Annotated in this window: 20 protein-coding genes, 1 tRNA gene and 1 pseudogene; 6 read left to right on the forward strand and 16 right to left on the reverse strand. The window is 50.4% G+C overall.

Annotated features, from left to right (window positions below):
- On the forward strand, window positions 1–87 hold an 87-nt coding region (locus TRP66_RS19945), incomplete at its 5' end, for an IS3 family transposase (protein WP_333406527.1).
- A gap of 321 nt (window positions 88–408) precedes the next feature.
- On the opposite strand, the gene TRP66_RS19950 is transcribed toward TRP66_RS19945, so the two are convergent.
- The 5 genes from TRP66_RS19950 to TRP66_RS19970 all read right to left on the reverse strand — a co-directional run bounded on the left by TRP66_RS19950 (window position 409) and on the right by TRP66_RS19970 (window position 5,265).
- The gene (locus TRP66_RS19950; RefSeq protein ID WP_333406343.1) at window positions 409–1,302 is read right to left on the reverse strand and encodes a nucleotide-binding protein; all 894 of its coding nucleotides are present in this window, start codon (window positions 1,300–1,302) and stop codon (window positions 409–411) included.
- Window positions 1,299–1,577, reverse strand: a complete 279-nt coding sequence (locus TRP66_RS19955; protein WP_333406344.1) for a hypothetical protein — start codon at window positions 1,575–1,577, stop codon at window positions 1,299–1,301. Before TRP66_RS19955 ends, TRP66_RS19950 begins: the two co-directional genes overlap by 4 nt.
- A 280-nt stretch (window positions 1,578–1,857) precedes the next feature.
- Window positions 1,858–3,636, reverse strand: coding sequence for a hypothetical protein (locus TRP66_RS19960; RefSeq protein ID WP_333406346.1), 1,779 nt, complete (start codon window positions 3,634–3,636; stop codon window positions 1,858–1,860).
- Window positions 3,626–4,111, reverse strand: a complete 486-nt coding sequence (locus TRP66_RS19965; protein WP_333406348.1) for a hypothetical protein — start codon at window positions 4,109–4,111, stop codon at window positions 3,626–3,628. Before TRP66_RS19965 ends, TRP66_RS19960 begins: the two co-directional genes overlap by 11 nt.
- Window positions 4,108–5,265 (reverse strand): dsDNA nuclease domain-containing protein, encoded by a 1,158-nt coding sequence (locus TRP66_RS19970; RefSeq protein WP_333406350.1) that lies wholly within the window; start codon window positions 5,263–5,265, stop codon window positions 4,108–4,110. The genes TRP66_RS19965 and TRP66_RS19970 overlap by 4 nt, the downstream gene beginning before the upstream one ends.
- Before the next feature lie 861 nt (window positions 5,266–6,126).
- Here TRP66_RS19970 and TRP66_RS19975 point away from each other — a divergent pair.
- Window positions 6,127–7,086, forward strand: a complete 960-nt coding sequence (locus TRP66_RS19975) for a toll/interleukin-1 receptor domain-containing protein (RefSeq protein WP_333406352.1) — start codon at window positions 6,127–6,129, stop codon at window positions 7,084–7,086.
- Between the two features lie 363 nt (window positions 7,087–7,449).
- Here TRP66_RS19975 and TRP66_RS19980 read toward each other — a convergent pair whose 3' ends face one another.
- The 4 genes and pseudogenes from TRP66_RS19980 to TRP66_RS19995 all read right to left on the reverse strand — a co-directional run bounded on the left by TRP66_RS19980 (window position 7,450) and on the right by TRP66_RS19995 (window position 10,187).
- The gene (locus TRP66_RS19980) at window positions 7,450–7,944 is read right to left on the reverse strand and encodes a hypothetical protein (protein WP_333406353.1); all 495 of its coding nucleotides are present in this window, start codon (window positions 7,942–7,944) and stop codon (window positions 7,450–7,452) included.
- A 572-nt stretch (window positions 7,945–8,516) separates the two neighbouring features.
- Window positions 8,517–9,263: an AAA family ATPase gene (locus tag TRP66_RS19985; protein ID WP_333406354.1), complete on the reverse strand. Its 747-nt coding sequence runs from the start codon at window positions 9,261–9,263 to the stop codon at window positions 8,517–8,519.
- A gap of 181 nt (window positions 9,264–9,444) precedes the next feature.
- Window positions 9,445–9,638: pseudogene (locus TRP66_RS19990) on the reverse strand (DUF7740 domain-containing protein).
- A 90-nt stretch (window positions 9,639–9,728) separates the two neighbouring features.
- A complete protein-coding gene (locus tag TRP66_RS19995; RefSeq protein WP_333406356.1) occupies window positions 9,729–10,187 on the reverse strand; it encodes a helix-turn-helix domain-containing protein in 459 nt (152 codons plus the stop codon).
- Window positions 10,188–10,805: 618 nt separating this feature from the next.
- On the opposite strand from TRP66_RS19995, the gene TRP66_RS20000 reads away from it, so the two are divergent.
- The 3 genes from TRP66_RS20000 (at window position 10,806) to TRP66_RS20010 (ending at window position 12,538) form a co-directional block, all read left to right on the forward strand.
- Window positions 10,806–11,534: a metallophosphoesterase gene (locus TRP66_RS20000; RefSeq protein ID WP_333406358.1), complete on the forward strand. Its 729-nt coding sequence runs from the start codon at window positions 10,806–10,808 to the stop codon at window positions 11,532–11,534.
- A 24-nt stretch (window positions 11,535–11,558) separates the two neighbouring features.
- Entirely contained in the window at window positions 11,559–11,834 is a 276-nt protein-coding gene (locus TRP66_RS20005; protein ID WP_333406360.1) for a hypothetical protein, read from the forward strand.
- 65 nt (window positions 11,835–11,899) lie between these two features.
- Window positions 11,900–12,538 (forward strand): HAD family hydrolase, encoded by a 639-nt coding sequence (locus TRP66_RS20010; protein ID WP_333406362.1) that lies wholly within the window; start codon window positions 11,900–11,902, stop codon window positions 12,536–12,538.
- Window positions 12,539–12,645: 107 nt separating this feature from the next.
- Here the strand turns inward: TRP66_RS20010 and TRP66_RS20015 are convergent, their stop codons facing one another.
- A complete protein-coding gene (locus tag TRP66_RS20015; protein WP_333406364.1) occupies window positions 12,646–13,344 on the reverse strand; it encodes a helix-turn-helix domain-containing protein in 699 nt (232 codons plus the stop codon).
- Window positions 13,345–13,568: 224 nt separating this feature from the next.
- Between TRP66_RS20015 and TRP66_RS20020 the strand changes: the two genes are divergently transcribed.
- Window positions 13,569–13,883, forward strand: coding sequence for a hypothetical protein (locus tag TRP66_RS20020; RefSeq protein WP_333406365.1), 315 nt, complete (start codon window positions 13,569–13,571; stop codon window positions 13,881–13,883).
- Between the two features lie 1,126 nt (window positions 13,884–15,009).
- Here the strand turns inward: TRP66_RS20020 and TRP66_RS20025 are convergent.
- The 6 genes from TRP66_RS20025 to TRP66_RS20050 all read right to left on the reverse strand — a co-directional run bounded on the left by TRP66_RS20025 (window position 15,010) and on the right by TRP66_RS20050 (window position 24,943).
- Window positions 15,010–17,139, reverse strand: a complete 2,130-nt coding sequence (locus TRP66_RS20025; RefSeq protein ID WP_333406367.1) for a hypothetical protein — start codon at window positions 17,137–17,139, stop codon at window positions 15,010–15,012.
- A 402-nt stretch (window positions 17,140–17,541) separates the two neighbouring features.
- A complete protein-coding gene (locus TRP66_RS20030) occupies window positions 17,542–18,135 on the reverse strand; it encodes a hypothetical protein (protein ID WP_333406369.1) in 594 nt (197 codons plus the stop codon).
- Window positions 18,128–21,472 carry a site-specific integrase gene (locus TRP66_RS20035; protein WP_333406371.1) on the reverse strand — a complete coding sequence of 1,115 codons (3,345 nt, stop codon included), beginning with the start codon at window positions 21,470–21,472 and terminating at the stop codon, window positions 18,128–18,130. Before TRP66_RS20035 ends, TRP66_RS20030 begins: the two co-directional genes overlap by 8 nt.
- On the reverse strand, window positions 21,469–22,980 hold the full coding sequence (locus TRP66_RS20040) for a tyrosine-type recombinase/integrase (protein WP_333406373.1): 1,512 nt from the start codon (window positions 22,978–22,980) through the stop codon (window positions 21,469–21,471). The genes TRP66_RS20035 and TRP66_RS20040 overlap by 4 nt, the downstream gene beginning before the upstream one ends.
- Before the next feature lie 743 nt (window positions 22,981–23,723).
- Window positions 23,724–23,797, reverse strand: a tRNA-Gly gene (locus TRP66_RS20045).
- Window positions 23,798–24,049: 252 nt separating this feature from the next.
- Window positions 24,050–24,943, reverse strand: a complete 894-nt coding sequence (locus tag TRP66_RS20050) for an alpha/beta fold hydrolase (RefSeq protein WP_333406375.1) — start codon at window positions 24,941–24,943, stop codon at window positions 24,050–24,052.
- Window positions 24,944–24,970 lie beyond the last annotated feature (27 nt).

Below are 24,970 nucleotides of genomic sequence, written 5' to 3' on the forward strand. Positions count from 1 at the left end.
TACATCGTGCGGTTTTATAACGAAGGTCGCCTGCACTCGACACTGGGCTATGTCTCACCAAACCAGTACGAACGCCAGCCGGCCTGAAATCACCTGCTGATGTGTCCGGAAAAAGTTGACCAGCACAGAAAAAGCGTCTGGTTCGTATTGCGGGGAGGGTGCAGCAGAGCTGGAAACTGGAGCGGGTAGAGGGAATCGAACCGTTACTCCACTGGAATTACTTAGTGTTGTGTAGGTGTGTAAGGCTAGAAATCATTTTAATTTCAACAAAATCATCAAGTTACATAAGTTTGCTGTCTTTTGCTGGTTTCATTTGAATGCGAACCGAGGTGCAGCTTGGCAGCTCGTTTTCATCGCTGAGCCAAGACTAGGGAAGCAAGGCAGCGTGGGGCTGCCTTGGCTCGGCCCTCAAAAAATTGAGCTGGTGTCGGGGGTGAGGCCCGCTGCTTTCATTTCCTTCACCAATTTGATTTGCCATGCCTCATTGGTATCCATTTCGGTATAAAGCACGCCGAAGAGATCTGAAGGGATCTCCGGATTACCTTTCTTCAGGAGCATGACTTTGCCTCGACCTAGCTTGCCAGTGAAGTATCCCAGCTCAAAAATCACGTTTTGCCGGGCTCTAGCGTTTGTGGCCGTGGTGCTCTCAGCTTTTCCTCCAACGTCATCAGGTGTGAGTAGCACCACTGCAAATGCAACGTCAGATTCATTTTCGAATTTTTCGATAATAGTTTGGCCTTGATCAGGCATCTCCCGCAGCACCACAGGCTTTAGGTGGAGCCGCTCGATGAATCTCGCCAACCCCTGTAATGCAGCTTCATCGTGCCCATGGACAATGAATACTTTGTTTGAGGGAACAGAGCTTTGTACAGGGCGTAGACTCTTCGGTTGAGCCTGGACGTATAATTTGTAGTCTCGGGCGAACGGTGCTAGCACCTGCCCTGTGAAACCATGGACTCCTGCAATGATCTTGTTGCTACCATTGCTGAAGTGCGCATGCCCGAAATTCAAAGCGAAGTTCGGATCATCTCCCATCCGTTGAGCGAGCAAGATAACTAGCCCCAACCTTTTTTCATCATCCAATGGCCAGTGCAGCGCTTGACCACGGCGTGCCTCTCCGCTGGCTGCAATGAACTCGTTCAAGTCAACTTCGGCGGTTAGTCGGCTATTGATAAGGGCCAAGGACGGATCACCCAAGGCGCGTGCGAGTGTCCTGAGGGGTAGCTCGCAGGTCTGATGCTGGGAATTTTGAAGGTCTAGGATGGCGTTATTGATCTTCGCAAAAACGTCGGCGCTGGTCATTCATCACCCCCGCCAAGGCGCTTCTCCACCGCTTTATCGATGATACGTTGTCGCACTGTTTCCTTGAATTGGTCGACTACTGGCCGGACGATGGGATTCGACGCATAGGAGCCCACACGGGCGTCGATTTCTTGATGCATTTCCGTGATGGCCTGTTCGATGCTCAGTGGATCGTGAGCGTCGTATGCAACAGACCCGAGCGTGCCGTTCAGTTCATTTAGCGCTTTTTCAGCTTCTGTTAGATCTCGCTGAAGCTTGTCCAACCCTTTAATCATTTTACCCATTCCTTGAGAGCTTTACCGGATGGTTATCGTGGCACAGTCATGGTAGCGCAGAGAATGGTTAGCAACGAAACCGGCTCCAATTCATTGCCAACCTCTCTCCCGGTCACTCCGATTTGCAGCAGCATCCATACAAGTCCGACACGGTGGGGCTCAGCGTTTGCGTTCGTTTCCAAAACCTACAAGGCCTTCGTCCTCCTATCCATGCGGGGATAGGAAAGCCGAAAGCGGAGCCTTGAAGACGAAACGCAGATAGATCTGAACTAATCCTAATTCAATCTATCAGGTTATTGAGGTCGCCGAGGTACATTGGCTGTTCAAAGCCTCCAAATCGTGGAAGCCATTCGGTATCCAGGTCTGGATCGATATCAAATCGATAGCTAGTTGTTGAAAACACAATCTGGGCGTCATTTTTGGTGGCGATTAGTTTTAGGCGCTTGAAGTAGTCGTCCAAATCCTCAGCGTGAATTTCCTGCTGACGGGGTGTATCGAAAATAAGCGTGCGAAATGGTGAGTTCGGATCGGCGGTGCATATTTCAAATAGGGCGGCGTGGAAGGCTAAGACAGTACGGGCTTTAGAGCTGCCTTTGATGATTCCCAGTTTTTCTGTGCCTAGTACTGGTTTAAAGTCTGTGTCGATACGGATATCTCTAGATATATTTTTCGACTTCAACGTGTCGAGCCACTCAGCCATTTTTTCAGCCAGGGTTCTCTTGAATTTCAGTACTTCCAGTGACTGTTCTCGTGCGGTGCCGAGCGCCTCTTGATCGCTCAAAGCTTTGTCGCGGCGGTTTTGAAGTTCAACATGGGCATTTTCTTGTGCCTGGTATTTTTTGAGTTTTGTTTTTTCCAGCTCAAGCTCAAATATTTCAGAGGCAATACGGCTGATTGCTTCGATGAACATCTCGATCCCAGCCTCCCGCTCAGCTAACCCTCGCTTCTCTGCATAATCGGATATCTGACGTTCCAGCCAGGACTTCTGTGTAGCAATAGCCTCGGCCTGCTGCATATTTGCAGTGCTGACCGTGTCTAAATCCTTGATTTGGTCGCGCAGGTAAAGAAGGCTTTTCCCGTATGAGTCTTTGCTTACAAGAAACATGCCGCACGATGGTGTTGTGCAAATTTCGCTGAAAGAAATGAATGCGCGACGAGCTTCTTCGTTCAAGTCAAGCGTTTCAATCTCGCTTTCGATTTCTTGCCTGATTTGTGCAGAACTCGTGATTTTTGCTTCAAGCGAAATTTGTTGGGATGCGAGGTCGCGGTGTTGACGCCTCAAATCGCTGATGAGGTGGTCAAAGCTATTAATGGTTTCGCTCTTGATATCTTTGGTCGACTTTAATTCGTCCAGTCGGGATTTAAGGCCATAGATTTCCCTGTCTGTCTCGGCCTCGGTTTTTTTGGTCGCAGGAAGGTCTTGTTTTAACCGAACAATCAGTTTTCGGCTGTCAACAATGGTCTTGTCTAAATATTCAAGTTCTTGCTTTAATGCAATGGCTTTTTTGGCGCTATCGAAAGAGCTTCTGGCTGGCAGTCCGACAGCTAGGCGAACCATTTCTGAGTACTGGCCTTTAATGAAACTTTGGCGTGCCGGTACATAGTAATCGGTGTAGCCAGTATCTTGATCTAGGTAGAACAGCGGGAGAAGTGCCGAAAAATAGGGGATGGTGCTGGTGTTGCCATTGGTTGTGAGTCTTTCAGAGCGAAGTGCCAATTTTTCAAGCATGAATCTCGAAAAGTCTTCTTCGTTGTAGAATCGGTCAATGGTTCTTTCGTCTTTGCTTACGGTAAGGTCGAATGCGCCTGCAAGCCTTCGGCTAAAAGATAAAGTCTCTCCCTTGATAATGACCTTAAGTGTGACTTTGGACGTGTGCCGAACAATATCTTCGCGAAATTGAACTTCTAAACCAAGGCAAAACATGATCGATTGAACAAGGGGTGTCTTTCCACTTCCGTTAGGGGCGTACAGCTGCGTTATCGCACGACCAAAGACCAACTCTTCAGAGGCCCAGCCGGCGCCATGGTTTGGCGAAAACTGTAGAGATTTAAATTTCATCAAGCTTGGCCTCAATATCACGTTCTTTGCAGATGTTTCGATACGATCTTTTTATCGTTAACAGTGCCAGGCAAAGCTGGCTCTCTTGCATGAGAACTTTATCAATAAATTTTTTCCCTGCCTCGCTTGTCTCGATTCGTGAATTGCTTTTGTTCACAGAGACTAAGCCAGTGTCTTCTAAAAAAGTCAGTGCTTTCACAGTTCTGACTCTTAGGTTTGCAGACCAGCCAAGCTCCTGTGTCGATCCTTTGAAGCTTGCAATGCTTTGTTCAAAGCAAGCCGAGATGAGCATCCCGATATCGTCCCGTTTGGGTTTTGCGCGACTACCCGCCAACATGACGATAGTCATTGCAATAAGGGGAATATGAAAAAGAGTCTCGTTACCCAAAACGTCACGATAATGTCGAGACGAGTAAGAGGTTTTAAGGTGCTGTGATTCCGAGCGAGCTACCTTCATGACTTCTTGAAAATTCATACCAGTTCTTCCCTGACCATCTCAGACAAAACTGCTCCAAAGACCAATCCGTCCTCTAGATCCGCCCGTCCAGATATTGTACTCAACTCGGTTCTGAGATTTTCCACGGCGCTGGTGACCGTATCCATATCGACTATTCCGCTGGATAATTTATGCGCAAGTTCGCCAATTTTACTCTGCATTTTCAACAGTGTGAATTCTTGAATCGAGTGTCGATTTATTCTGTACCAGGTCTCCCACTGAGACTTGAACGCTGCAAAGCTATTAATAGTATCTTCTTTGAAATTGTTGCGCTGTAGCATTCGCTGAAGTATGGAGACGCTTTTTACGGCATTTGGATCGCCACCTTCCTTGAGGACATGGTAAGCTGAGCGGGAGAGTGCAAGTATGTCTAAAAGATCATCAATTGCAACGCTGGCTTTGTCATTTAACGCACTTTCAGTGATGGTGCCTTTAAGCTCATATGAAGACTTGTCTTCGATCAAAGAAAGCAGTTGTATGATTATTTTTTGTATTTCTTTGGGGTGAAGATTGATTTCGCTATATTTGTAGATTTTGCTATGCGCGTTCGACAGGAAGCTGTCATCTTCTTCGTTGAGTATTTGGTTTCTAGGATCAAGCTCTAGGTGGGCTAGAAAGGCAAGTACTTCGTTGTCGGTTTTTGTTGATAAGCTTGGGATTAAGGCTTTTGTTTCGTTAATCAATGTCGGCGTTATTTTGCTCGACAAGGTGCCCGAGCTGGCATCGTCTATCAAGGCTTCGACATCGTCGTCAAAATTCACATTGGTGCAAATGACAACAGATAGGCACGCGTCACCGAAACTTTCAATATGCAGTAGTAATTTTCCGGCGAAGCTATTGGCAAGGTCGTGCGCGGCATTCTTTGGCTTTTTTTTGATGCCAAATATTTCTAGCGGGCTATATAGGTGGTTTTGTTTCGTCTTTGTTTTGACTTGGACGAAACGATAGCGAATCCCTGTTTTGTCAACCAGTTTTACTACATAGTCTTCGTGAAAGTCGCAAAATACTCGCTCGATAGTATTACTATCCAGTAGAGCCAAGCATTCTAAACTAGCTGCTCTGAACTGCGCTTTGAACCGGTGGATTGTGTCTCGCCCGTTCAGCTCGCGGGCTTTTACGTCGCTCAGTTTCATAGGAGGTACTCAATAGCCCAGCGCCTTTCGAGGTTCGAATTCAGGCAGTTAACCTTGAGGAGAGGGTGGAAGCAAGGTATCTCCCCGTTTCGCTCTGGAAAGGAAATAATTAGCTTACAGATGTATATCTGAAGCCCGCTATCAAGGCCTAACCTTGCTGGCGAGCAGTCGTACGCTGGAGTGAGAAATACTGACATGGAGGGATCGCATCCGCTGCAATCGACCCGCTATCGGGGCCGTGTCCTTGAGTGCGGTTATCATAAGTGGCTAAGCGCCATCAGTAAACGCCTGATCACCTTTGTTGCATGCGCGGTGTAGCAGTCGCCGGCTCCAATGCCTCGTCATTGGGAGAGGCTCAAGCACATTGGGTTATGCTTAAGATCACGTGATTTCCCTTCGTCCCCATGGCCGAGCCATCGGCTCCCAGCAGTCGCTTCTGCTGATAGCGTCTGATACTCATCCTTCCAATGTCGACTGCTGATCCTTCCACAGCAGGCTGACCGTCATTTTTCCGGGCCTTGAGACCTTAGCATGACCAAGCTGAGGAACGGGCGTTCATCGCTCGAAGTACGCTTGCCGTTCCTGCGGTGCTCGCTGACCTACGGTACTGAATGCATATTAGGGCTGCTATTGCCCGCACACGGTGTTTGCAAGGAAGGGCAGTGCCCCAATCTTGATCTTTTGGGGGGAACTCGCAGAGGTATGCAATCTCGACACTGCTCTGCGCCGAAAGCGTCTGTGGCACTGCATTCATTGGCTTGTAGAGGCTGGGCAGCTATCAGGGTGCGGGATGTCTAGGGTTTGGACTCAAAAGCATTGCGGTCGTAAGATAAGTGTAACTACCTACGCGGAGCTGTCATCTTGCCGAACGTATTTTTCTCCTACTGCCACGCTGACGAGGCGCTGCGAGATCAGCTCGAAAAACAGCTCTCCATGCTCAAGCGGCAAGGGGTCATCGAGACGTGGCATGATCGACGGATCGTCGCAGGTCAGGAAATTGATGCCGCCATCGATCAGCGTATTAATAGCGATGAAATCATCCTGCTGTTGGTGAGCCCTGACTTCATCGCTTCCGACTACTGCTACAACATCGAGATGGCTCGCGCTATGGAGAGGCATGAGTCAGGGCAGGCAACTGTGATCCCTGTCATTTTGAGAGCCTGTGACTGGCATCATGCGCCGTTTGGCAAATTAATGGGGACACCTCAGGACGGTAAGCCGGTGACCCAATGGCCCGACCGGGACGAAGCATTTCTGCAAGTGGCGAAAGAGGTTCGTAAAGCGGCTGAGAGACTGTGCAGTGCCAAGCCGACTTCCTCACCACAGGATGCTCAGGTTAACCGGGTTCTCGCTGGCACGGGCGCGCCCCTTGGTTTCGTTGGGCAGCGTTCAAGCAATTTGCGTTTGGCTAAGACCTTCACGCAACTCGACAAGGATCAGTTCCAGTTCGAAACCTTTGAGTACATTGCCCTGTATTTCAAAAACTCGCTCGCCGAGCTTCAGGCTCGCAACCTTGGATATCAGGGTGTGTTCCGCCAGGTTGATGGAAATCGATTCTCCGCTACCGTTTACCGAGACGGTAAGGACGTAGCGAAAGCCACAGTCTTTGTCGGTGGTCAGATGGGGGCCGGGATTTACTACAGTCATGGTGACGCATTCGGCGGGGGATCATTCAACGAGGCGCTTCATGTTGAATCGGATGATCAGAGCCTATACTGGCGAAGCTTGGGCATGTCCTTTCACATGCAGCGTGATCATAAGCTGTCCCAAGAAGGTGCAGCAGAAGCACTGTGGGGGCTTGTCATCGCAACCCTTCAGTAGGTTCGGTAGGCTTGATACCTCGGCCAGGGATGGGACGTAAACCTGATTTTTTGACCCCTAAACTTCAGAGGTTTACGGGGTAAAAAATTAGGTTACGTTCATGGTGTGTGAAGATGCTGGTCGCTCAATCAGTATGACGCTGCGGAGCGCTGTTCAAGCCCAGGTCACACATCTAGCTATTCCATCTCACTCATCAAGATGCCCCTTCTCCACGTCACGCCTGTAATGCATTTCATGAAGCCTGATATCGGTTTTCCCGAAGCCAATGCCTTCGCCTCTCACGCCCGTCACTTGCTGATCGGCCTTTATTGAAAGCCTACTTGGGCAATCACGGCCAAGCTAGCATGATTTACTAAGTCTGCGCTAAATTCCAAATAGATCAGACATGCCTCTGCGGATCCTCAATTCTAGTTCGTTGAGAAGAGCTTGGTATCGATCTCTGCGGCCATATCTATTTTGCTTGCGGGCAACTCGGAAGGCTCGGCTTTGGAGCTTTGTTAGCTCTGCAGCAATAAACTGGGCTCTGTCGTCTGCATTGGCGATGGAGTTTAGCTTCAGATCGTCAATCATCATTGCTGCTTGTGCGTGACGAATCGAGTTTGGGATTGGAGAGTACACAGGCCCTGGAGAGACTTTGATATTTTCCGTGTAGCTGTCAAAGTATGGGTGTAGCCATTTAAATTGACCGATATGCGGCTGTAAATAAGTTGCTGCCCTTACATTGTCATTGCCCAGGTCTTTTGTGGACTTCACAAAGTTGCAGGGTTGGCAGGCTATTACAAGGTTTAATGGATTGAACGCCCATTTTCTATAGTGAGGCTTTGACTTGTCTAAGTAATGCTCAATTGCCTCCCCCATGTTCCTCCGTTCTATTAAGATTATGCGGCGGCAGTAGTAGCATGATTGGTTTTGATTGGTTCTGAGAGAGAGGCGGACTGCTTCCCGAAGCGGTTTCAGAGATTTATCATCCCACTCCATACTGCTATTAAGAAAACTAGCAATATGAGCCTTATTGACTTTGTAACGCAAGATCTTTGCGTGTGCCAGTGGAAGAGGATCAGGGCAGTTCATGGTGCGCCCTCAAATACTCTAGTGAGTGCAATATTTCGTGCATCGGATCACCAGGCTCGGGATTCAATCCTAGGCTAAGCAAAGTATCAATCGTCTCGTAAAGTTCTATGGAATCAAAGTTTCCTTTGGTAATGTAGCTCAGGCATTTTTGCGTGAGTTCGATAACGACCGTTGATCTCGAAGAATACAAATGGAATTGATCTTTCAGGGCGGAATCCGTCGTTTTGCCAAAAAGTTCTGACGGTTGCCACCGTTGCCCAGCTGGGAAGCTGCATGTAAATGCGTCTTGATTAGGGATGCTGGCCGCTATGAGTGGAGAGTGTGTCGCAACTAAAATGGTTGCGTTTTTTGAGTTGAGGTCAAGTGTTTTTCGGAAGTCTTTTAAGATTTGTCTTTTGCCATGCGGGATGTAAAGAATTTTCTGGTTCGTCGAAGAATATTAATGCATCTTGCTTTGTGCAGTAAAGTGCTCCAAGTAGTGCTACCATGTAAGCGCGTTCACCGGAGCTCAAGTCGGAAAGGGTGTAATACTTGTTTCCTCTTTTGACTGAGATTGTTTGAAGTGATAGGCTCTTCTCTTTGAGAGCCGATGCAATTGCTAACGTGTCGAGATCATCCTGAAAATCTAGGAGATTCAGTGATGTTTCATTAGCTACGAAATCAGATAGGCTAGATTTTCGGTTTTTACCATATCTAAAATGCAATTTTATTTCGGCGTCAATATCAAGCTTGTCAAGGCAAAATGCGATAGCTTCAGGCGTTCTTGCTCTGATATTGTTTTTTCCAAGCAAGGCATCTGTGATTACACGAAAAGGAGCAATGTCTGAAATCATGTTATTAGCTACCTTGTACCCAAGATAGCAAATGTTGAATTTGTCGCCGCCAGGTTGCCATATTTTTCTAGGAAACTTGTCATTGTGCGTGCCCGAAAGGCAAAGAATTTGCTTGAACTGCCCTTGAAATAAAAAATTATTCCCTAGCGCTTTTTCAGTCGCTGATGCAAAAAAGCGCGATTTTCCTGTGCCGTTGCTTCCGGTGATAATATTTACTTTGTTGATTTTTATATCATGAAGTAAATTTTCGAATCGCTTTGACTCCGCGTCCATACTTTGGTTTTCTCCATATCGGTTTTGGCCAGCTAGGTGGCATTCTGACACTATGCTGTAGGTATTGGCTACAGTTGTATCCTTGCCTAGGATTGTTTAGACGTTGCGCTAGCGAGTCCACTTCGGAGGCATCGGAGTGACCGATCCGCCCATGTGGATTAGCTAGAAGCAGATTACTTCATTACTCATCCAGATTCGCCGCGAGATGCTGAATCAACTGGCGCGGGTTCTTCGTATCCACAATCTGAAAAATGATGTCGCGCTTGCTCTTGGGAGCTTTTTGATCACGGTCTTGGCTGCGCGCCGGATCGCCTCATCAGAGCCATGGATGCGCTCGGCCAATAGCAACACTAGGAGGGCGTCCGATAGGGGCATGGTCAGCTTCATAGCAGGATTGAGTTGAGTCATGAGGTGCCGGTCAAACCCGAAAACAGGTCGGTGCCATTCACCCTCTGCCAGGTGCTGTCACTGATTCCAAAAATCAGCCACCGTCGATTTTGCTAGTTGCAATTTCTCAGCAGTCTGACGCTGAGTCATGCCGGCAGCTTTGCATTCCTGGACACTTGCCCGCCGAGATTCACGCTGCTCCACACGCACTTGAGCCGGCCCTAGGTTTATCTGATCCGCGAGGTTTTCCAGCCCTCCAGCTTGGCCGAATGCGGCGAGCTCCTTTTCGATCCGCTGCATCACCGATGACAGAGGCTCATCCCTATCAACTGACGCACTGAGCACCAGCAGCGTTAGCGGATCAATACCTAAAACTTTCCCAATTGACTCCAGCTTCCCAAGCGTGACGTCCGACCGCCCCTGTTCGAGAAGCTGAACGTACGACCGTCCTGCTGCGCCGACGAGATCGGTTTGAGCCAAGGCATGAGTCGACCGTATCGCTCTGAGAGCCACCCCCAGGCCATCGCGCAGAGCCATGTCGTTTCCCCAAAACTGAGGATAAAGCCACGTTGTCATGCCCGGATCGACAGTATATATTGTGCCGCCTCGGGCTAATGGTATTGCCGGCTGCAGCGTTCGGAGCGCATGACCGCTTGCTCAAACGCAGCAGTACCCAAGGCAAGCAAACCGTTGGTGCCGAATTTCAATATAGGCCTAAGTCGTGTTTGGGGTGTTCCCTGAGATCGCCAGACCCTCGCTGCCCAGGCGCATGCGGTGTCGATTTCGCCCTGCTGATCGGCATGCAATCCAGCGGGGAGGGCACGAGTCAGCGCTACAAGGTTGGAAAAATACATTGGAAAGGTGAGGGGTTATGGGAGCGCCGCGACAAGTCCTGGCAGCTCAGGCGCTGGACTTCGGTATCACAATTACAGGCTATCTGTGTGCTGCTCGTTTCTATCCGCCTGTGCTGGTGGGTACTGTTTTCGGAGATGCAAAGGCACGTTTTAATGAGGGCACGATGATTCAAACGTCCGCGATCCTTAAGGCGTGTGAGGCACAAGGATTTTTGCTGTGCCAGACCCTCATGGGTAGCGTGTACGTCGTGTGTGATTGGGCTGGGGGCGATCAGGTGTTTAACGCGGATAGGGCTCTCCATTGAAGATTCATGTCTTGTCCGACCTCCATGTTGAATTTGAACGCTATGTCCCTGTCGAGACCGGGGCCGACCTCATAGTCCTCGCTGGAGACATCCACACGAAAAATCGAGGTGTCGAGTGGGCAAACCAGATGTTCAACTGCCCTGTCATTCACATCCTTGGAAATCACGAGCTCTACGGGGGCCACCTCGATCGTACCATTGAAAAAATGAGGCTCCAGGCGGCGCCCCATGTGCACATTCTTGAATGTGAAACCTTCATCGCCGGTGACATCCGTTTTCTCTGCGCAACGGGTTGGACTGATTTCACTTCGACTGGAAATTTTGCGGTGGCTTCATCTGTAGCCAGGGAGGAGATGAACGACTTTCGCATGATCCGATGTGGGCAGGGGTATAGGCGGATCAGGCCAGATGACCTGATCGCCAGAAATCGCGCGACCCGAGCTTGGCTTAATGAGGAGCTCAACAGGTCATTCGCTGGGAAGACGGTCGTTGTGAGCCATCATGCCCCTATACCTCAGGTCATAGGTTACAAACACGAAGGGCATTTGAATGCGGCCTATGCAAATGCTTGGCACGACTTGCTGCCTCTAGTGGATGCGTGGATCTTCGGACACACCCATCTAGCAGTCGATGTCGTGATGGGAGGCTGCCGCCTGGTGTCAAACCCCAAAGGCTACCCCCAAGAGGACACCGGGTTCGACCCTTGGAAGCTGATTGAGATTTGAGTAAATATGCTGCGAGAAAATGTAATGCGCGCCAACCCAGAAGGTGACCTGCCTTGGGTCGTGATCAAAGCCCGCGAACTCGACTGGGGTGTGTTAATCGACGCGTTTCTAGTCGACGCTGCCAAGGTCGGTGACAGATATGCGGCGCAGGTATTTGATGATTTATCTGGGCGTGCGGAGAACGGCTCCACTGTGGTTACACCACCTCTGAAGCTGGTCTGCTCGCAGGGTATGTTCAAGATGTTTAGAAGCATCTGCGGCAGTGACCACTACGTAGTCGCGTCGGAGTATCGAGACTGAGGTGCCACCCAAGGTAGTGCAAGCGCACTGCCCGTGTGTCGATGAATCCATCAGTGAGGGCTACCATGCTTCCGTCTGCGGTGATCTTTGACGCGTTCGGCACGCTGCTCGACATCAAGCATCGAACGCATCCCTATCGAATGCTCCTGCGTGAAGCTGCTCGCCAAGGGCGTGCTCCCCGCGCCGACGATCTGCGCTCCCTGATGACCTGGAACTGCTCGATAGGTGAGGCTGCTGAACAGTTGGGTATTCGTGTCTCTGCTGAACGTATGGAGGCAATCCAGGTCGCGCTGAATGAAGAGCTTGAGTCAGTGGTGCCCTTCGCTGACGGACTCGAAGCCGTTGAGATGCTCCGTGGTGCCGGTGTTCGTGTCGGCATCTGCTCAAACCTTTCGGCGGCTTACGGCGCAGGTGTGAAGCGGCTTCTCTCTGCTGCGGACGCTTTCGCTTTCAGCTTTGAGATCGGCGCTATCAAGCCTGAACCGTTGATCTATGAAGCCATGTGCGACTCGTTGGGTGTTCAGACCCATCGGTACGTACTACCAGGAGCGCCATCAATACTGATGATCGGTGATTCGCCCCGCTGCGACAGAGATGGGCCCCGCACGCTTGGGATCTCGGGACATCTTTTGACGAGGGGACGGGGTGGGATAGAGAGCCTCGTTCAGTTTGCCCAAATGGTTCTGCAGTCCACAGCGCAGTAAGCGACCTACGCTTGCGTCATTCCGATGCAGGATTTTCAAACTACACAGCAGAGCCCCAGCACCTGGGGTGACCAAGATGCTCTGGGGCTCTTGCTATTGGCACCTGGTCAGAATGAAAAGTCTGGCCTCTTCTGTACAGAGAACTGCCCAGGCGCTTTTCCGCGTTCGAAGGCGACCAAGTAGGTAATCTGAGCCTTCATGGGTTTCAGTCCCGGCTGCTCGCCTCGTGTTTTCAAGTAAACGTCGCGGGTGGCGTAATGCACAGTTACCTGGTGCCTGTGCAAATCGTCGATCATTTCCTGCAGTTCGTCGTAAATGGCGAGCTTGTCGTGCGCTGAGAATTCGCTCGCACAGTCCCGGTACTCGTGGAAATAGTCAGTGAGCGAGGCGAACACCCCATGGGCATCCCGTCCAATGTCGAACCCTGGCTGAATCAAGTCCAATGTGGAGGTCTCGGCCAATTGGGCAAGCTGATACCCCGTTGTGATGGGGGAGGTAGGCACCGTCACGTAGTCGCGCTCAATGCGTGCTTTTTCGGCCTGGATTTCGTCATCAGTTGGGAGGGCAAACGGCTTATTGAAGGCGTCGACGTCCTCGAACTCGAAGGCACTGGCGAGCGCGCGCCGAGTATCAAAGCTTGCCGATTTGGCATTTTCGACGCGTTGTATCGTTCGAGGGCTAATGCGGGCGAACTCGGCCAAGGTCTCCTGAGACCATCCGAGTGCCTCCCGCATCAGGCGCACGACAACGGCGAGTTCTTCGAGATTTAGCAATCGAGGTTGGCCGGAATGAGATTGGCTTTGCATGGTGAAGATCCGTCGTGGGGTTGGTGTGGCTGATGATGAGGCTGACATCCAGGTTCCAACACGACAGCACCACGACAGGCGCCTGTGATCAGCTTCATTCAAAGCGGCCAAGCAGCGTAAAATACAGCGCTGCTCATCACCATAACGTAGAAACCTGACAGCGCACACAACGGCCCACTCTGTTGCCGCGAAGCCCGCCGTTCGTATCACATGAGAGTACGCCAATGACTGTAAATTTGAGTGAAGAGGAAATGCGCGCAGCGCTTTTCGGATCGTCACCTTCCGTCGCTCACGATGAAAAAGAAAAGGCCTCAGTCAAGCCGGTTAGTCAGGCTCCAGCGAAGCCGGCAGCGCGTAAGTTTTCATCCCCACGGCTTCGAGTCACTCTCAGAGTGACCAAAGTTTTTGAAGGGGAGGAGGAGGTCTTCACTTATGACGCCAATACCTTAAGCCGCCTGATTGCAGAGCAAGAAGCCAAGGCAGCCGCGAAGAAAAAACGGTTCAAGTATTTCGAGCTTGTTTCCATCGTGTCTGTTTGAGCGACTTGGTTCGAGGCGGAAATTCATCTCTGCGTTGAAGGTGAGACGTGCTTTCCAATGGCCGACGTTCGGAGCGCGCAGGAGTGCTGGGGCAGTCTCAACCAACACGGCGAATGCAATGAGGAAATTTCATTTTTGAGACATTTGATCCAAAATAGCGACATTTTTTCCGACGCATCCCTTAAAAAATTTTAAACGCGACGGAGTTTATATATTTGAAGACAATGAAAAAGCAGCGGTGCCGGTGATATCGCCGTCAGCCAGGTTGCGCGCGGTTTTTTTCGCTCTGGAGTGTTTTTTGATCCTGCCTTTTGGTTGTACGCAGGGCCGGAAGGTCACGCTGGTTGATGGTCATTCAGGGGCGGGAGCGAGGTCGGGTTTAGCCGCCAAAGGCGGCTACTTTGGCTTTGAATACAAAGGCAGGGACGGCCAAAGGCCGACAGAGTGCGCCCAGAGCTGTACCACTTTCGGACAACACGTCTAGCTAATTTTCGGCTACTCGGCCCGCAGCTTCCAACGCCTCGGTGAGCGCGTCTATCGCATCAGCCAGCCTACGATCCTCCCTTGCGTCACCCGAATGCGGACGGAATGATTGATATGTTTTTGGAGAGCAATTGTACGAACTCCTGACGGATGACAGGGTTATCGATGTTTTCAATTTTTCGTGGTTTACAACTTCCCTTGCCTGTAGAGTTTCAGTGTAGTGAGCTCGAAGTATCTGGATAGCGTTCCTTGTTATACGAGGGATTCGTCGGGCTACCGATATTGAATTAGTTGAGGCTGAATGGCTGGTCGCCTGACCATGTTTCGGAATTCCGATGCATGGTTGTAGCCCGGTCTATTATGTTGGTTTCTTGGATCGGGAGTCATGCTTCGAATTCGATTTGGAATCTTTGTATCCAATCACTAAACTCCCGTAAGACTGAGCAATGTAGAGGGGCGTGTGTTCACCAACGCCGTGGCCCATTTGACGCATAAGGTTTATATTTTTTATATGTGCTAGTAAGAAGTTATGTAGTTTATGTCTTTATTCTTTTGGGCTCATTTTTATCACATTTCTAGTAGTGATTTAATGAGGGTGTGATTGCCGGAAAAGATTAGTGCAGGGTGATATCTAAAATATTCCCTATGTCTTTCTATGTTTGGATTTTTTAGTTCGTGTCAAGCTGGGAATGATGTTCATCATGGTCTGCCGCTCGATCGGCAGCGTTGCGGGTAGCGTTATATTTAAATTTTTTATTCCATAGATGACACCTATGCTCATGTTTGAGCGATAGTGGGCGAGCTGCATGTAATGGCAGTCGTGCTGGCCGTTTTTTGGGGCAATAATAATGGACTTCTCAATTTTCTTTCGCTTGAAATTACTGACAGATAAAAAGTAGCAAGGGCTCGGATTACTCCTGAGGAACACCTCGACGGTGACGGATAGGTATGTATCACTGAATTTTAGGAGTACAGTGGTTTCCTGTATCGATAGAATGAAACCTATTGGGTTTGTTTCAAACTCCAGTGGCCCCCATGCTTTTAGAAATATCACCCGGTCGCCGGGAGTGAACGTGAGCCCGAAAGACTTGATCGACGGCCCCGCCTTAGGCTTTCTTCTGGTGTGCAGCAGTTTGCTCAGCATGACCGCTTGGCGATTAGAGGGCACTAGCGCCAAGGCCTGTGTTCTGAGCAGTAGCGTGAATAGGCGGGACAGTTCGATATCGAAGTATACCTTTGTCGACTGCTTCTTATTGTCCATGTCGACGTGATCAATGGAGTCGGACTCATTATGCATCCCACGCACGCTGAGGGTTAAGGGCATGTCGTCTCTAGTGGAAGACGAAACATTACTGGCAGAAGCCGCATAGACGGTGATGAAAGGATATGCAAGGGAGATCAGATGCTGGGTTTTACTGACAAAGTCTGGCAGCCCTGAATAAGAGGTGGCATGGATCAGCAATCTGTGACGGCTAGTCATGCCACGCAGCAAGGTCAAGATTTCATATTTTGAGTAGGTGTCTGCGTCGAGCGCGATAATTATCGCTTCATTTCGGCTGAAAATAGCTTTGTTTAAATTTTTCGATGCGACGACTACTCCATAAGGTATCGAAAATTTCTCTATTTCCAGGGCCGCAGGAGCGATGATGATAGGGCGCGAGTCAAAAAGCTGCTGGGAAGCCACTGACAGTAGTGGCAACAATTTATGGAGCATGTTAAGTGGACTTGTGTACACGGTACTTATTCGGTTATTCAGACATTGACGAATGACTTCCGATATGGATGGATTTGGCGCCTCCCTCCGTTGAAGCGATACCCTTTCAAGGCAGTTATCGATTTCGTATTCATAGAACTGCGGCGGGGGGGAAAAGGACTCTACATTGGTTAACGCGTTGTGCAATGAAGATTCCAAGTAGTACTCGTTGGATAGCATGACATTGGAGCCTATCAGCTTCACTGAGCTGTTCGCCTGCAGACGTGTCAGCGCGTGATCTACAGCGTCGCCGCTGCCCCTTAGGATCGCGCTGAGGTATTCCCGATCTACTAGGCTCACCCCTCGGCTGCGGGCATACGTGAGCCAGAGCAAAAGCTTGGTCTCTGTTCGGAAAAATTCCGCTGGTGAGACAAGTATCCTCGTTTGGATGTCCAGCGCTAGGCGTTGGTGTGTGATAGGACTTTTTAATGGCATTGGTGCACGGCACAAGATCGGCGCGAGCCTGGTGGGAAAGTTGAGAAATGAAAGATGCAGCACTGCCGCTTCCAAATCTTTCCTAACGTGCCAGACCTGATGGATCTTGAAAGCAGAGTACTGGTCGAAGTAGTTCTCCAGCATCGCGGGGGTGCGGGCATCAAGGATCCTCGCTAACAGTACTGGGTGTGCGCCAATCCTGAGGAGGGCCTTGGTGAGTATCTGATGGTCGATAGGAGGCGGTAAGGTCTCTAGGATGGTCGGGAGAGCCAATGAGTAATGTTGCCGTTGCAGCGGCGCCTCCTCCAACCAAGTAATCGATGGTATAGAGCGGTTGGAGTAACTCAGTCGAACGGAGAAGCAAAGGCCTGGGCTGATCAAGTGCCTATTGCACAGCTTGAGAGAGGCTGTGGCCACCTTGGGTCTTCGCTTAATTGCCTTATGTGAGACCTCCGCCGTGGGCTGATCTGACTCCGACGCCGCTTGACCAGGCGCAGTCGGCCTCGTCCCAATCCGCAGGTAGCTGAGCCGTTGGTGTCCGTGGGGCGTGGCCTCGACGCCGATAATCAGAATGAGCGTCAGCATGGCGGGAGCGAAATTACCTTACCGTTAATCAGGCACTCTTCTACTGAAGAAAGCCTGAGCAGGTCTGCTCGCAGGTTAGAGTTCTCTGCGGCTAGCCTCTGAAATTCAGACTTGTACCGAGACCTAGTTTTTTTGGGCTTGGTGGTACCAGAATGTCTCGGGAGGTTTAATTGAGCAAGGTGTGAATTTGCCCAAGTAACAAGGCTTGCGAGCTCATCATTTCCCCGGCCCGTATAAAAAAGTTGTCGATCGCATTGAAGTGTGCGGCTGAGTGCAGACAAGTTTATCTTTCCGGACTTCATCTCTATAGCGAAATCATCATGAGTAGCGAGTGCCAGAAGGTCGCGAAGCTTTTCCCCCAAGGAGGTGTGACATTTCAGGCCTAATAGGTACTGGATGTATTCACTTCTTTCCATTTTTCCACTTCGCATAGGCTTTCATATGGATGCAGTCGACTACGATCGTGATTGAACCGTCTTCGCTACCGCTGTCTACGATTGTGTATTCATCGTTTGTAGATATCGCCAGGGGTTCAAGATGGCGAAGTAGGGCGTCTAACGCCCGGCATGTCTCCTCATACTCCTTGAGGTAGTTTTTTGGGGAGGGCGCCGAAACGCTTTCATTGGCGGGTTGCACCTCGCCCATTCTGCTCAAGATTTTGGTGAGTTTGTCGACGTTGGCTGTAGAGTTAGAAAGCTCCAGCTCTTTGAGATCTAGGGCGCGGGAGAGTTTGGCGATTTCCAGCTTGTCATCTTCGAGCAAGCCACTGGCGTGTTTGATGTCATGGTATTTGGATAGAATCATCTCGCGGTAGTGGCTACCTGATCGCATTAGGGCCGATCGTGAAATGTGGACATGTGATGCGACAAATTCAAAAAAGTCGGTCGACGTCGTCGGTACCCACCGCTTCGGAATTTCATTATCGAGCACTTGACGTATTAAATCCTTTGTGCGCTTAAGCTTGGCCTGCTGCCATAGTTTGCAGTTGCTATCCATGTCCTATACCTTCCAAGGCGTCGGGGTAGTGCAGTAGGAAATTCCGGGACAAGTCCTTAAGTGTCCAGCCTAGGAGTCGTAGCTGGGTGGCGATCTGCCCTAGGTAAGCTTTCGGGCTTGCGACTTCATACTCCACGGTGCTGTCGAAGCCCTTTAAATTCATTGCCCGCGCCGCACGCCTGAGGCTGGCTATATAGTTTTCATTGGAAAATGATGGGTATTGGCTAGAGTCCAGAAGATCGCTTACGATTTTTTGGATGGGATCATCCGTCATCACCGCAACGGGATGCTTGGTAAGGATTTCAGGGTCACGGATCAGGTACCGCTTTGTGCTGTGCTTGGCGTCGGCTAGCGCCGCATTCATAAGATTCGTGACCTGCTCATAACCAGAGTACTCGACTGTGGAGAGGCCTTTGTCCTCACGGTAGCTCCGTATCATGATCTCTGTTTCGCCAGCAGCTTCTAGCTGTGAAATTAGGGTTTCAATTGATTTGATATGACGCTGAAGTTGCCTCATCCGAGCATTAATTCCCTCTAGATGATCGAGTGCGTAAACTGCGAAGGGACACATCCCGCAACGCCTAGGCCCTTTGGTGATAAGCAATACTGCAGAGGTACAGCGACCGTTGAATACGCAAATGCACGTATCAAAGAAACCTAAGTCTTCAATCAACGCTACTTTGATTAGGTCGTAACCTGTTTCTTTGGTCTCGATAAGCCCATCGGTAAGGCTGATCATGTGCTGCGCTTCCATGGCTTGCTTCTTGTCTGTGAGCAGGGAGCTTCGAAGCGCTGACTCTGGGGCAGAGGCCTTGACGGGTTTAGCCCCTGCCAAATTACTCAACAGTTCATGATCAAAGGCTTCAATGCGCATGTCGGCGATCTCCATGGAATAGTCCGTTCCAGGCCGAGGGCCACTTGCATAGTGGTAGGTCTGGAGGAGATTCGTGTGCCCTACCTGCTTCATCACTTCACTTGGTTCTGCTAGGCCCCGCTCTAGCATCCACGTGATATACGTGTTTCTGAGAGAATGCGGGGTGTGCGGAGTGGTGTATTCTGGTGTGCCACGTCGGGGGTACGCGAGAGTTTGCTCGACTTTGGTGACAAAGTTGTATTGGGTATCCTCTGGTGCGATGGAGTTCCAGACCTCCTGTACTCCGCGCAGAATAAGGATCCAGTAGCTGCTGTAGGCGGCGTCAGAAAACGCGCTGTCGGTTTTTCCGTATGGGCTTCTAAATAGCCATCTGGTTTCTGGATAGCCGGAGTGTTCGTCGTCCTCGAAATAACAGGCTTCTGGGGCTTGAGAGCATATTCGTGTTTGAAACTCTGCCTCATCATCAAGCCATTCCATGATGGAGCGCTGCAGTCTACAAGTCCGATGTGAGTAGATCTTATCTACCATCAGAAATAAGGCGGTGTAGTAAGAAGTGCCATCTTTGTGCTGGCATCTATAGTTGTCTAGACCGAGCCATTGAGCATTCTGCAGTCTTTGCCCGGCGAATAGTCCAACAGATATCATGCGAAGTATAGAAAGCCATGGTGCGCCAGTATAAATTTGCTCCTTGCTGCCAGGTGTGATGTGATAGTTATCCCAAATCCAAGTATAACAATTGGGGACTTGCTTAATTGGCACCTCTACAGTCTTTTCGGTTTCAGAAGGTGAGCGTGTGATAAGGGTGTACTCTAAGCCAAGATCGGTCAGATCTATCCATTCAGATCGCGATATTTCGCGGATTTTTTTATTAGAGATTTTTTGATTTAAGCAAAAATCGCGCAGACTTCTCCCGATACTGTCCAAGGCTGATACGTAATGCCTGACCACACCAACGCTGAATGGAGGAAGTATCTGTTTGTCGGTTCCAGATTTTCTTGGCCCGCTGCCCTGGGAGTCCTTTAAGTCGATGGGGTTTGCAAAGTCTTCATCGAGAGCATATAGCCCCGCATCCCGTGAGCGAGCGTGATTGTCGAGGCAGTACTGAAAAAAGCTTTGGATTGCACTGACGAATGACTTAGATGCTGGACTGTCACGCTGGAGCTTTATCGCCTCTAATAGAGGGAGTGGCAATGGCCCGAGTGACTGAAATCGAGGATCGCTAGCGGGCAGCATCCGCTTCCAAAAGAACACTGCTGAAAAATCGTCTACTCGGACAGGAATAGGAACGCTGCTATGAGGGTTTTCTTCTCGCCACTTAGGAAGGTAGGCGAATAGGTAATCGCACAGTTTATAAACTGGTGAAAGTAGCGTCTTTCTGTGATGTTTTTTAATTTTGCGCCCTAGCAAAAACTCGTTGTAGGAGTCCAGAAATGGAAACCAATCGGCACTAAGGTTAATTGTTTCTTCGACGGGGATTCCTATGTAGCCTTCTTTTTGAAGCCATTGGAAACCTGCTCTGTTTTTTACTGTGATATTTGCAAAATAAATTTCAGATGAGCTATTTCCTTCAAGTCTAATCGTTTTTTCTTTCTTCCGTTCACGAGCAATGTAAGCGCCAACTTGGATGCTCTTTTTTTCGTTGAAGGATTTGGCGTAATATTCCGCAAACTGTTCAGGGGTGTCAAATTTATAGTTTCCGTACTGACTTGGCCCGATAGTTTGTGTGTAGGCTTGAATAAGCTTCACCTGATCGGCTGATAGCACGCTTGGATGCTGCCAGTGAAACTGTTCTAGCCAAGATGTCAGTCGAAAATATCTAAATGGATTGTATTTGTAATTTTCAGGTGGGGCTGTTTTGCGACCTTTCGATATCTCGGATACAGCGGCCCATGCCTCCGTAAAGTCAACTTGCTCAATGGTATGCCAATTTAGAGTAAATAGTGTGTATTTCAAACATGTCTTTAGATTGGTGTTGTTGCCTCGCATGGCAACTTCGGAGAAAAAATTCTCAAGGTGTGCGTTCAGGCCGGGAACTATCAGGCTCACGGAACCTTGTTGAAATGATATCGGTAGAAGTAAATACTCGTGGCGCCAGAGACAGAGCATAAGTCCGCGAAGGGGTGTTTTAAAGCCTCGAATGGTACGTATGGTCGCGTTTGTGATCCCGGTTGCACTCTCAAAAAGTTTTCGTTCGAGGTTTTCGTTTGATGTTCCAAGCACCGATAGATTGAAGGCGGCTTGAACTTGCTCTTGAGTAAGGCCGACGCCTCGAATGCTGTTCAGCCATTCGAGGGGAGCATATTTCACCAAAATGCTTTTGTTGGTTTCCTCCCAAAATACCTGGGGAGTAGCGCCTCTCTCGTGCCGAAGCTCACCGTACATTAGTTCAATCGATGCAATGGTTGATGAGCGGGGCTGATTCTCGGAAATAAACTTTACCTGGTCAAGTGAGGTATTGATCATTGGGCTTCCCGCTGCTCGTTCCGCTGTTTATTCTTGATGGGGGTTGCGTAGCTGCGGGTCATATCGCCGGTAAGGCTGTAGGTGCCTTTGGGGTTGTGATCCTCTTTGCGGTGGTTGATCAAGCGGTGGTTAGAGTTTTCGATGGCTGCACTACCGGAGATGAGTGATTGCCCGTATTCGATCAGTGATGAGCCGTAATAGGCGTCGAGATCTATCTCGTTGGATTGGCCTGCCATGGAAAGATCGGCTACCTCCATGATCATGTCGACGATGATCTGGTCGTCATGGCAGTAGCGCATGGTCGTGCTAAGTTGTTTATGGCCCATCAAACGCTGAATCCAATACACATCCAGCCCTGGCTTGTTGCTTCCCTTTGCCCGAGTACAGTTTTTCAGCCACGTGGCATAGAAGTGACGCAAGCTATGTAGCGTGTAGAAATGCTGCTTCTCATCGCCATCAGTCTGGGCTTTCTTGAAAGCGCGGTTGCACGTTCCATTGAGCGTCTTAAACGGAGTGGAGGTGCAGAGGGGCATGCCGTATTTTTCGGCAGTAGACTGCACAAAGAGGTAGTCTTCCGCTACCACGTGAGGGCGCTCCTGTAAGTAGGTCTCCAAAGCCTCGAATAGCATGTCCTTCAGCGGCGCTAGGATGTAGATCCTGGCTGTTCTCCGTCCCTTGTTCGGCAGCTGTTTCTCTTCTTTCTTGATTGGGTCGCGGGCGCCATTGGGATCGTGCACCTTCATTGTTCTGTTTTTCAGATCAATGTCGCTAAGGCGCATCTGCATGGCCTCACTGAACCGCAGGCCTGTGGATGCCAGTAAGATCCAAAGAAGCCTATCTCGGCTGTTGTTTGCTCGTTGGATTGCTCGGATCAAGCGGTTGCGAGGAAAGTCTTTGCCGGCGAAAGTCTGTTCTTGCACCTTGGTAGAAATGCGAGGCCTGCGCTTAGTGGCTTTGAGCTTTGCACCCTTGATGCAGCCAGCAATGATGCTGTTCTGCTGAAGGCGTAGGATCTCAAATCGGGATCGGACGTTGCTTTTGGGCTGGAAGGGGGCGAGGGGAGCTGCTGCCCTGTTGCTGGCCGCCGCCCGATCTAGCTCGTGCTCCTGTAGCGCTACCTTTTTGCTGAATTCGCTGAAATTATTGATGGCCGAGCAGTGCTTACCGCATGACACCTTCGAAATAGGCGTTTTGCCTAGGATCTGGGCTATCTGGGCCAGTTGAGGGTCATCGCTCAAAGTGGCGTCTTCTAAGAAGCGCGGGTAGAGGCTCAGGGCTCGCTGCGCATTGGTTGGCGAGGGAGGGTTGCCCAGATCCAGCATCCCCAATTCGCACATGTAGTCGAGCATGTGAGCAACGTGCTCTGCGTAATCTTCTCGGGCGCTTTCAGAGAGGCCTTGGGATTCCTGCATGTCTACGACGAATCGGTTGAAAAGGTCGACCGGCATACCGTCCGCATCGAACAGCCTCCGGTACCTTCCGACCTGCACCAACATGAAATTCTTCATCCCAATCGCCTGAGTTAATAGCTTGCCCTTAAGGGCATGGTCAGCTGGTAGTGTCTTCAGTTCTCAGCGCTGCTGAAAAGTCGATTTAGATAATAATTGACAGGGTCTGCTTTCTGGTGTATATAGTAATGGCCGAAAGGTCTTTGCTTGTCAACGCCAATGCCTATAGCTAATGGCTATAAGGTTATTTCGTTTGGCTATATTTGTTTGGCTTGCGTTTGGCGGTCGGGTCGCGGGTTTCTGGCCCTCAGGTGCGGGGCGGTATTTCAAGAGCTCGTAGCCTTGCGGCGCGTTGGGGCGAGGTCGGGCTTTTTTTGTGCCTTATAGGCTCTGAGCGTGTGGCTTGGCTGGGGCGCTCTCGCACGCTTCGTTGCGCGTAATTAATCGTCTTTCCTGTTGCACCCTCCCAGTTTTTCGCGGGATGGTCAGTCTCTTCTCTCTTTTTTTTGCTATTTAATCTTGCTCGCCTTGGCTCGGTGGCCATTGGCCTTATTGGCACTCGGTCAGCTTGACTTGCGTTCGGTAGGTGTGAGTGCTGTTTGCCGACCTGGGGAGGGGGTATTGGTGGTGGATTGTTCTAAGGTGCACCTTGGTGCAGATTGACTGCTCTCCCAGGATGCCAATGCGTACTTGGGATTAGGGCCCGAAAGCCTGCGCTCTTGAGGTGCCTGGTAAGAATCGGATGTCTGAGGCTCAAGAGGTTCCGTGGTAGGGCTAACCGCTTGATAAGGAAGGGAAAAGCTTGGAGCGGGTAGAGGGAATCGAACCCTCGTCGGAAGCTTGGGAAGCTACTGTTCTACCATTAAACTATACCCGCTTTGGGATGAACCAATGCGTACCGCGTGTGATGCCGAGTAAGAACCCTCAACTAAAGCTTGGGAAGCTTTCGTTTTGCCACTAAACTATACCCGCTCGAAGCGGCTGACTTTGTACCAGATGCGGGTTCGGATTTGAAGCGCTAATTGCGCCGTACAACTTGTCTGCGCCAGCGAGGCCGGACATGGGCCGCTCGCCGAGAGCCGCTTGCGAGGCTTCGACGATTGGCTGCCGGATCCTGGCGACGCCAGGTTCAGAAGGCGTACGCATGGTGCTCCTGAATGGGGGCGTGATGGTAGTGCTGCGGTTCGACGAGGGGTGTGGCGGGCTTGAGAAAGCCAAGCAACGCCTGTTTCGTGTCCCGCGCCGCGGTCTTGTGTTCCATGTCCAGAAAATGTCCTGCCGCTTCGATGCGGCTGAAGTGGCTGTGCTGCACGTAATTTCCGAACATCACGGCGTCATTGGCTGCGGTGTACTTGTCCCACGCACCATTCATGAACAGCACCGGCACGTTGATCAGTCGGGCGGCCGCCAGGTAATTGTCCGGGTCCAGTTCCAGAACATGACTGATGTGATAGTGCATCTGGTCGTATTCATGCAGGTCCAGACTGCTGACGTGCCGGAAGTTGAAACGCTTGAACAGGGAAGGCAGATGCTGGCCGATCGTTGCGTTGATCAGCTGTCCGATCTGGTAACGGTCGTGATTGCCAAGGTGAGTCAGGCTCCTGTGCAAGTAATCGCGCATGTGCTCGTTGATGATCGGCGAGAACGATGAAATGACGGCTTTCTCGATGAGTCTCGGACGATGCGACAAAGCCACCAGCGCGGCAGCGCCGCCCCATGAAAACGACATAACGTGCTCAGCCCTGAAGTGATCGATGAGTTCCAGCAGAATCTGGCCTTCCATCTCCCGCGTCAGAGGTTTCTCATGGAGATTGTGCGGCTTGGATTTCCCCGAGTAGGGCTGATCGTAAAGTACCACGTTGAGTTGCGGATGAAGACTGCGCACGGTCTGTGCGAATGATGCGGTGGTCGCCAGCGAACCGTTGACCAGGACGATGGTTTTTTCAGCGCCCTCGGCACGATAGAACTCCGTGTAAATCCGAAACTCTCCCTGTATATCAAGCACGGCAATTTCTGGCGTCATAGGTGTATCTCCTGGCAAAACAGATGT

This window comes from Pseudomonas sp. JDS28PS106, from assembly GCF_036706555.1.
Classification (GTDB): Bacteria; Pseudomonadota; Gammaproteobacteria; order Pseudomonadales; family Pseudomonadaceae; genus Aquipseudomonas.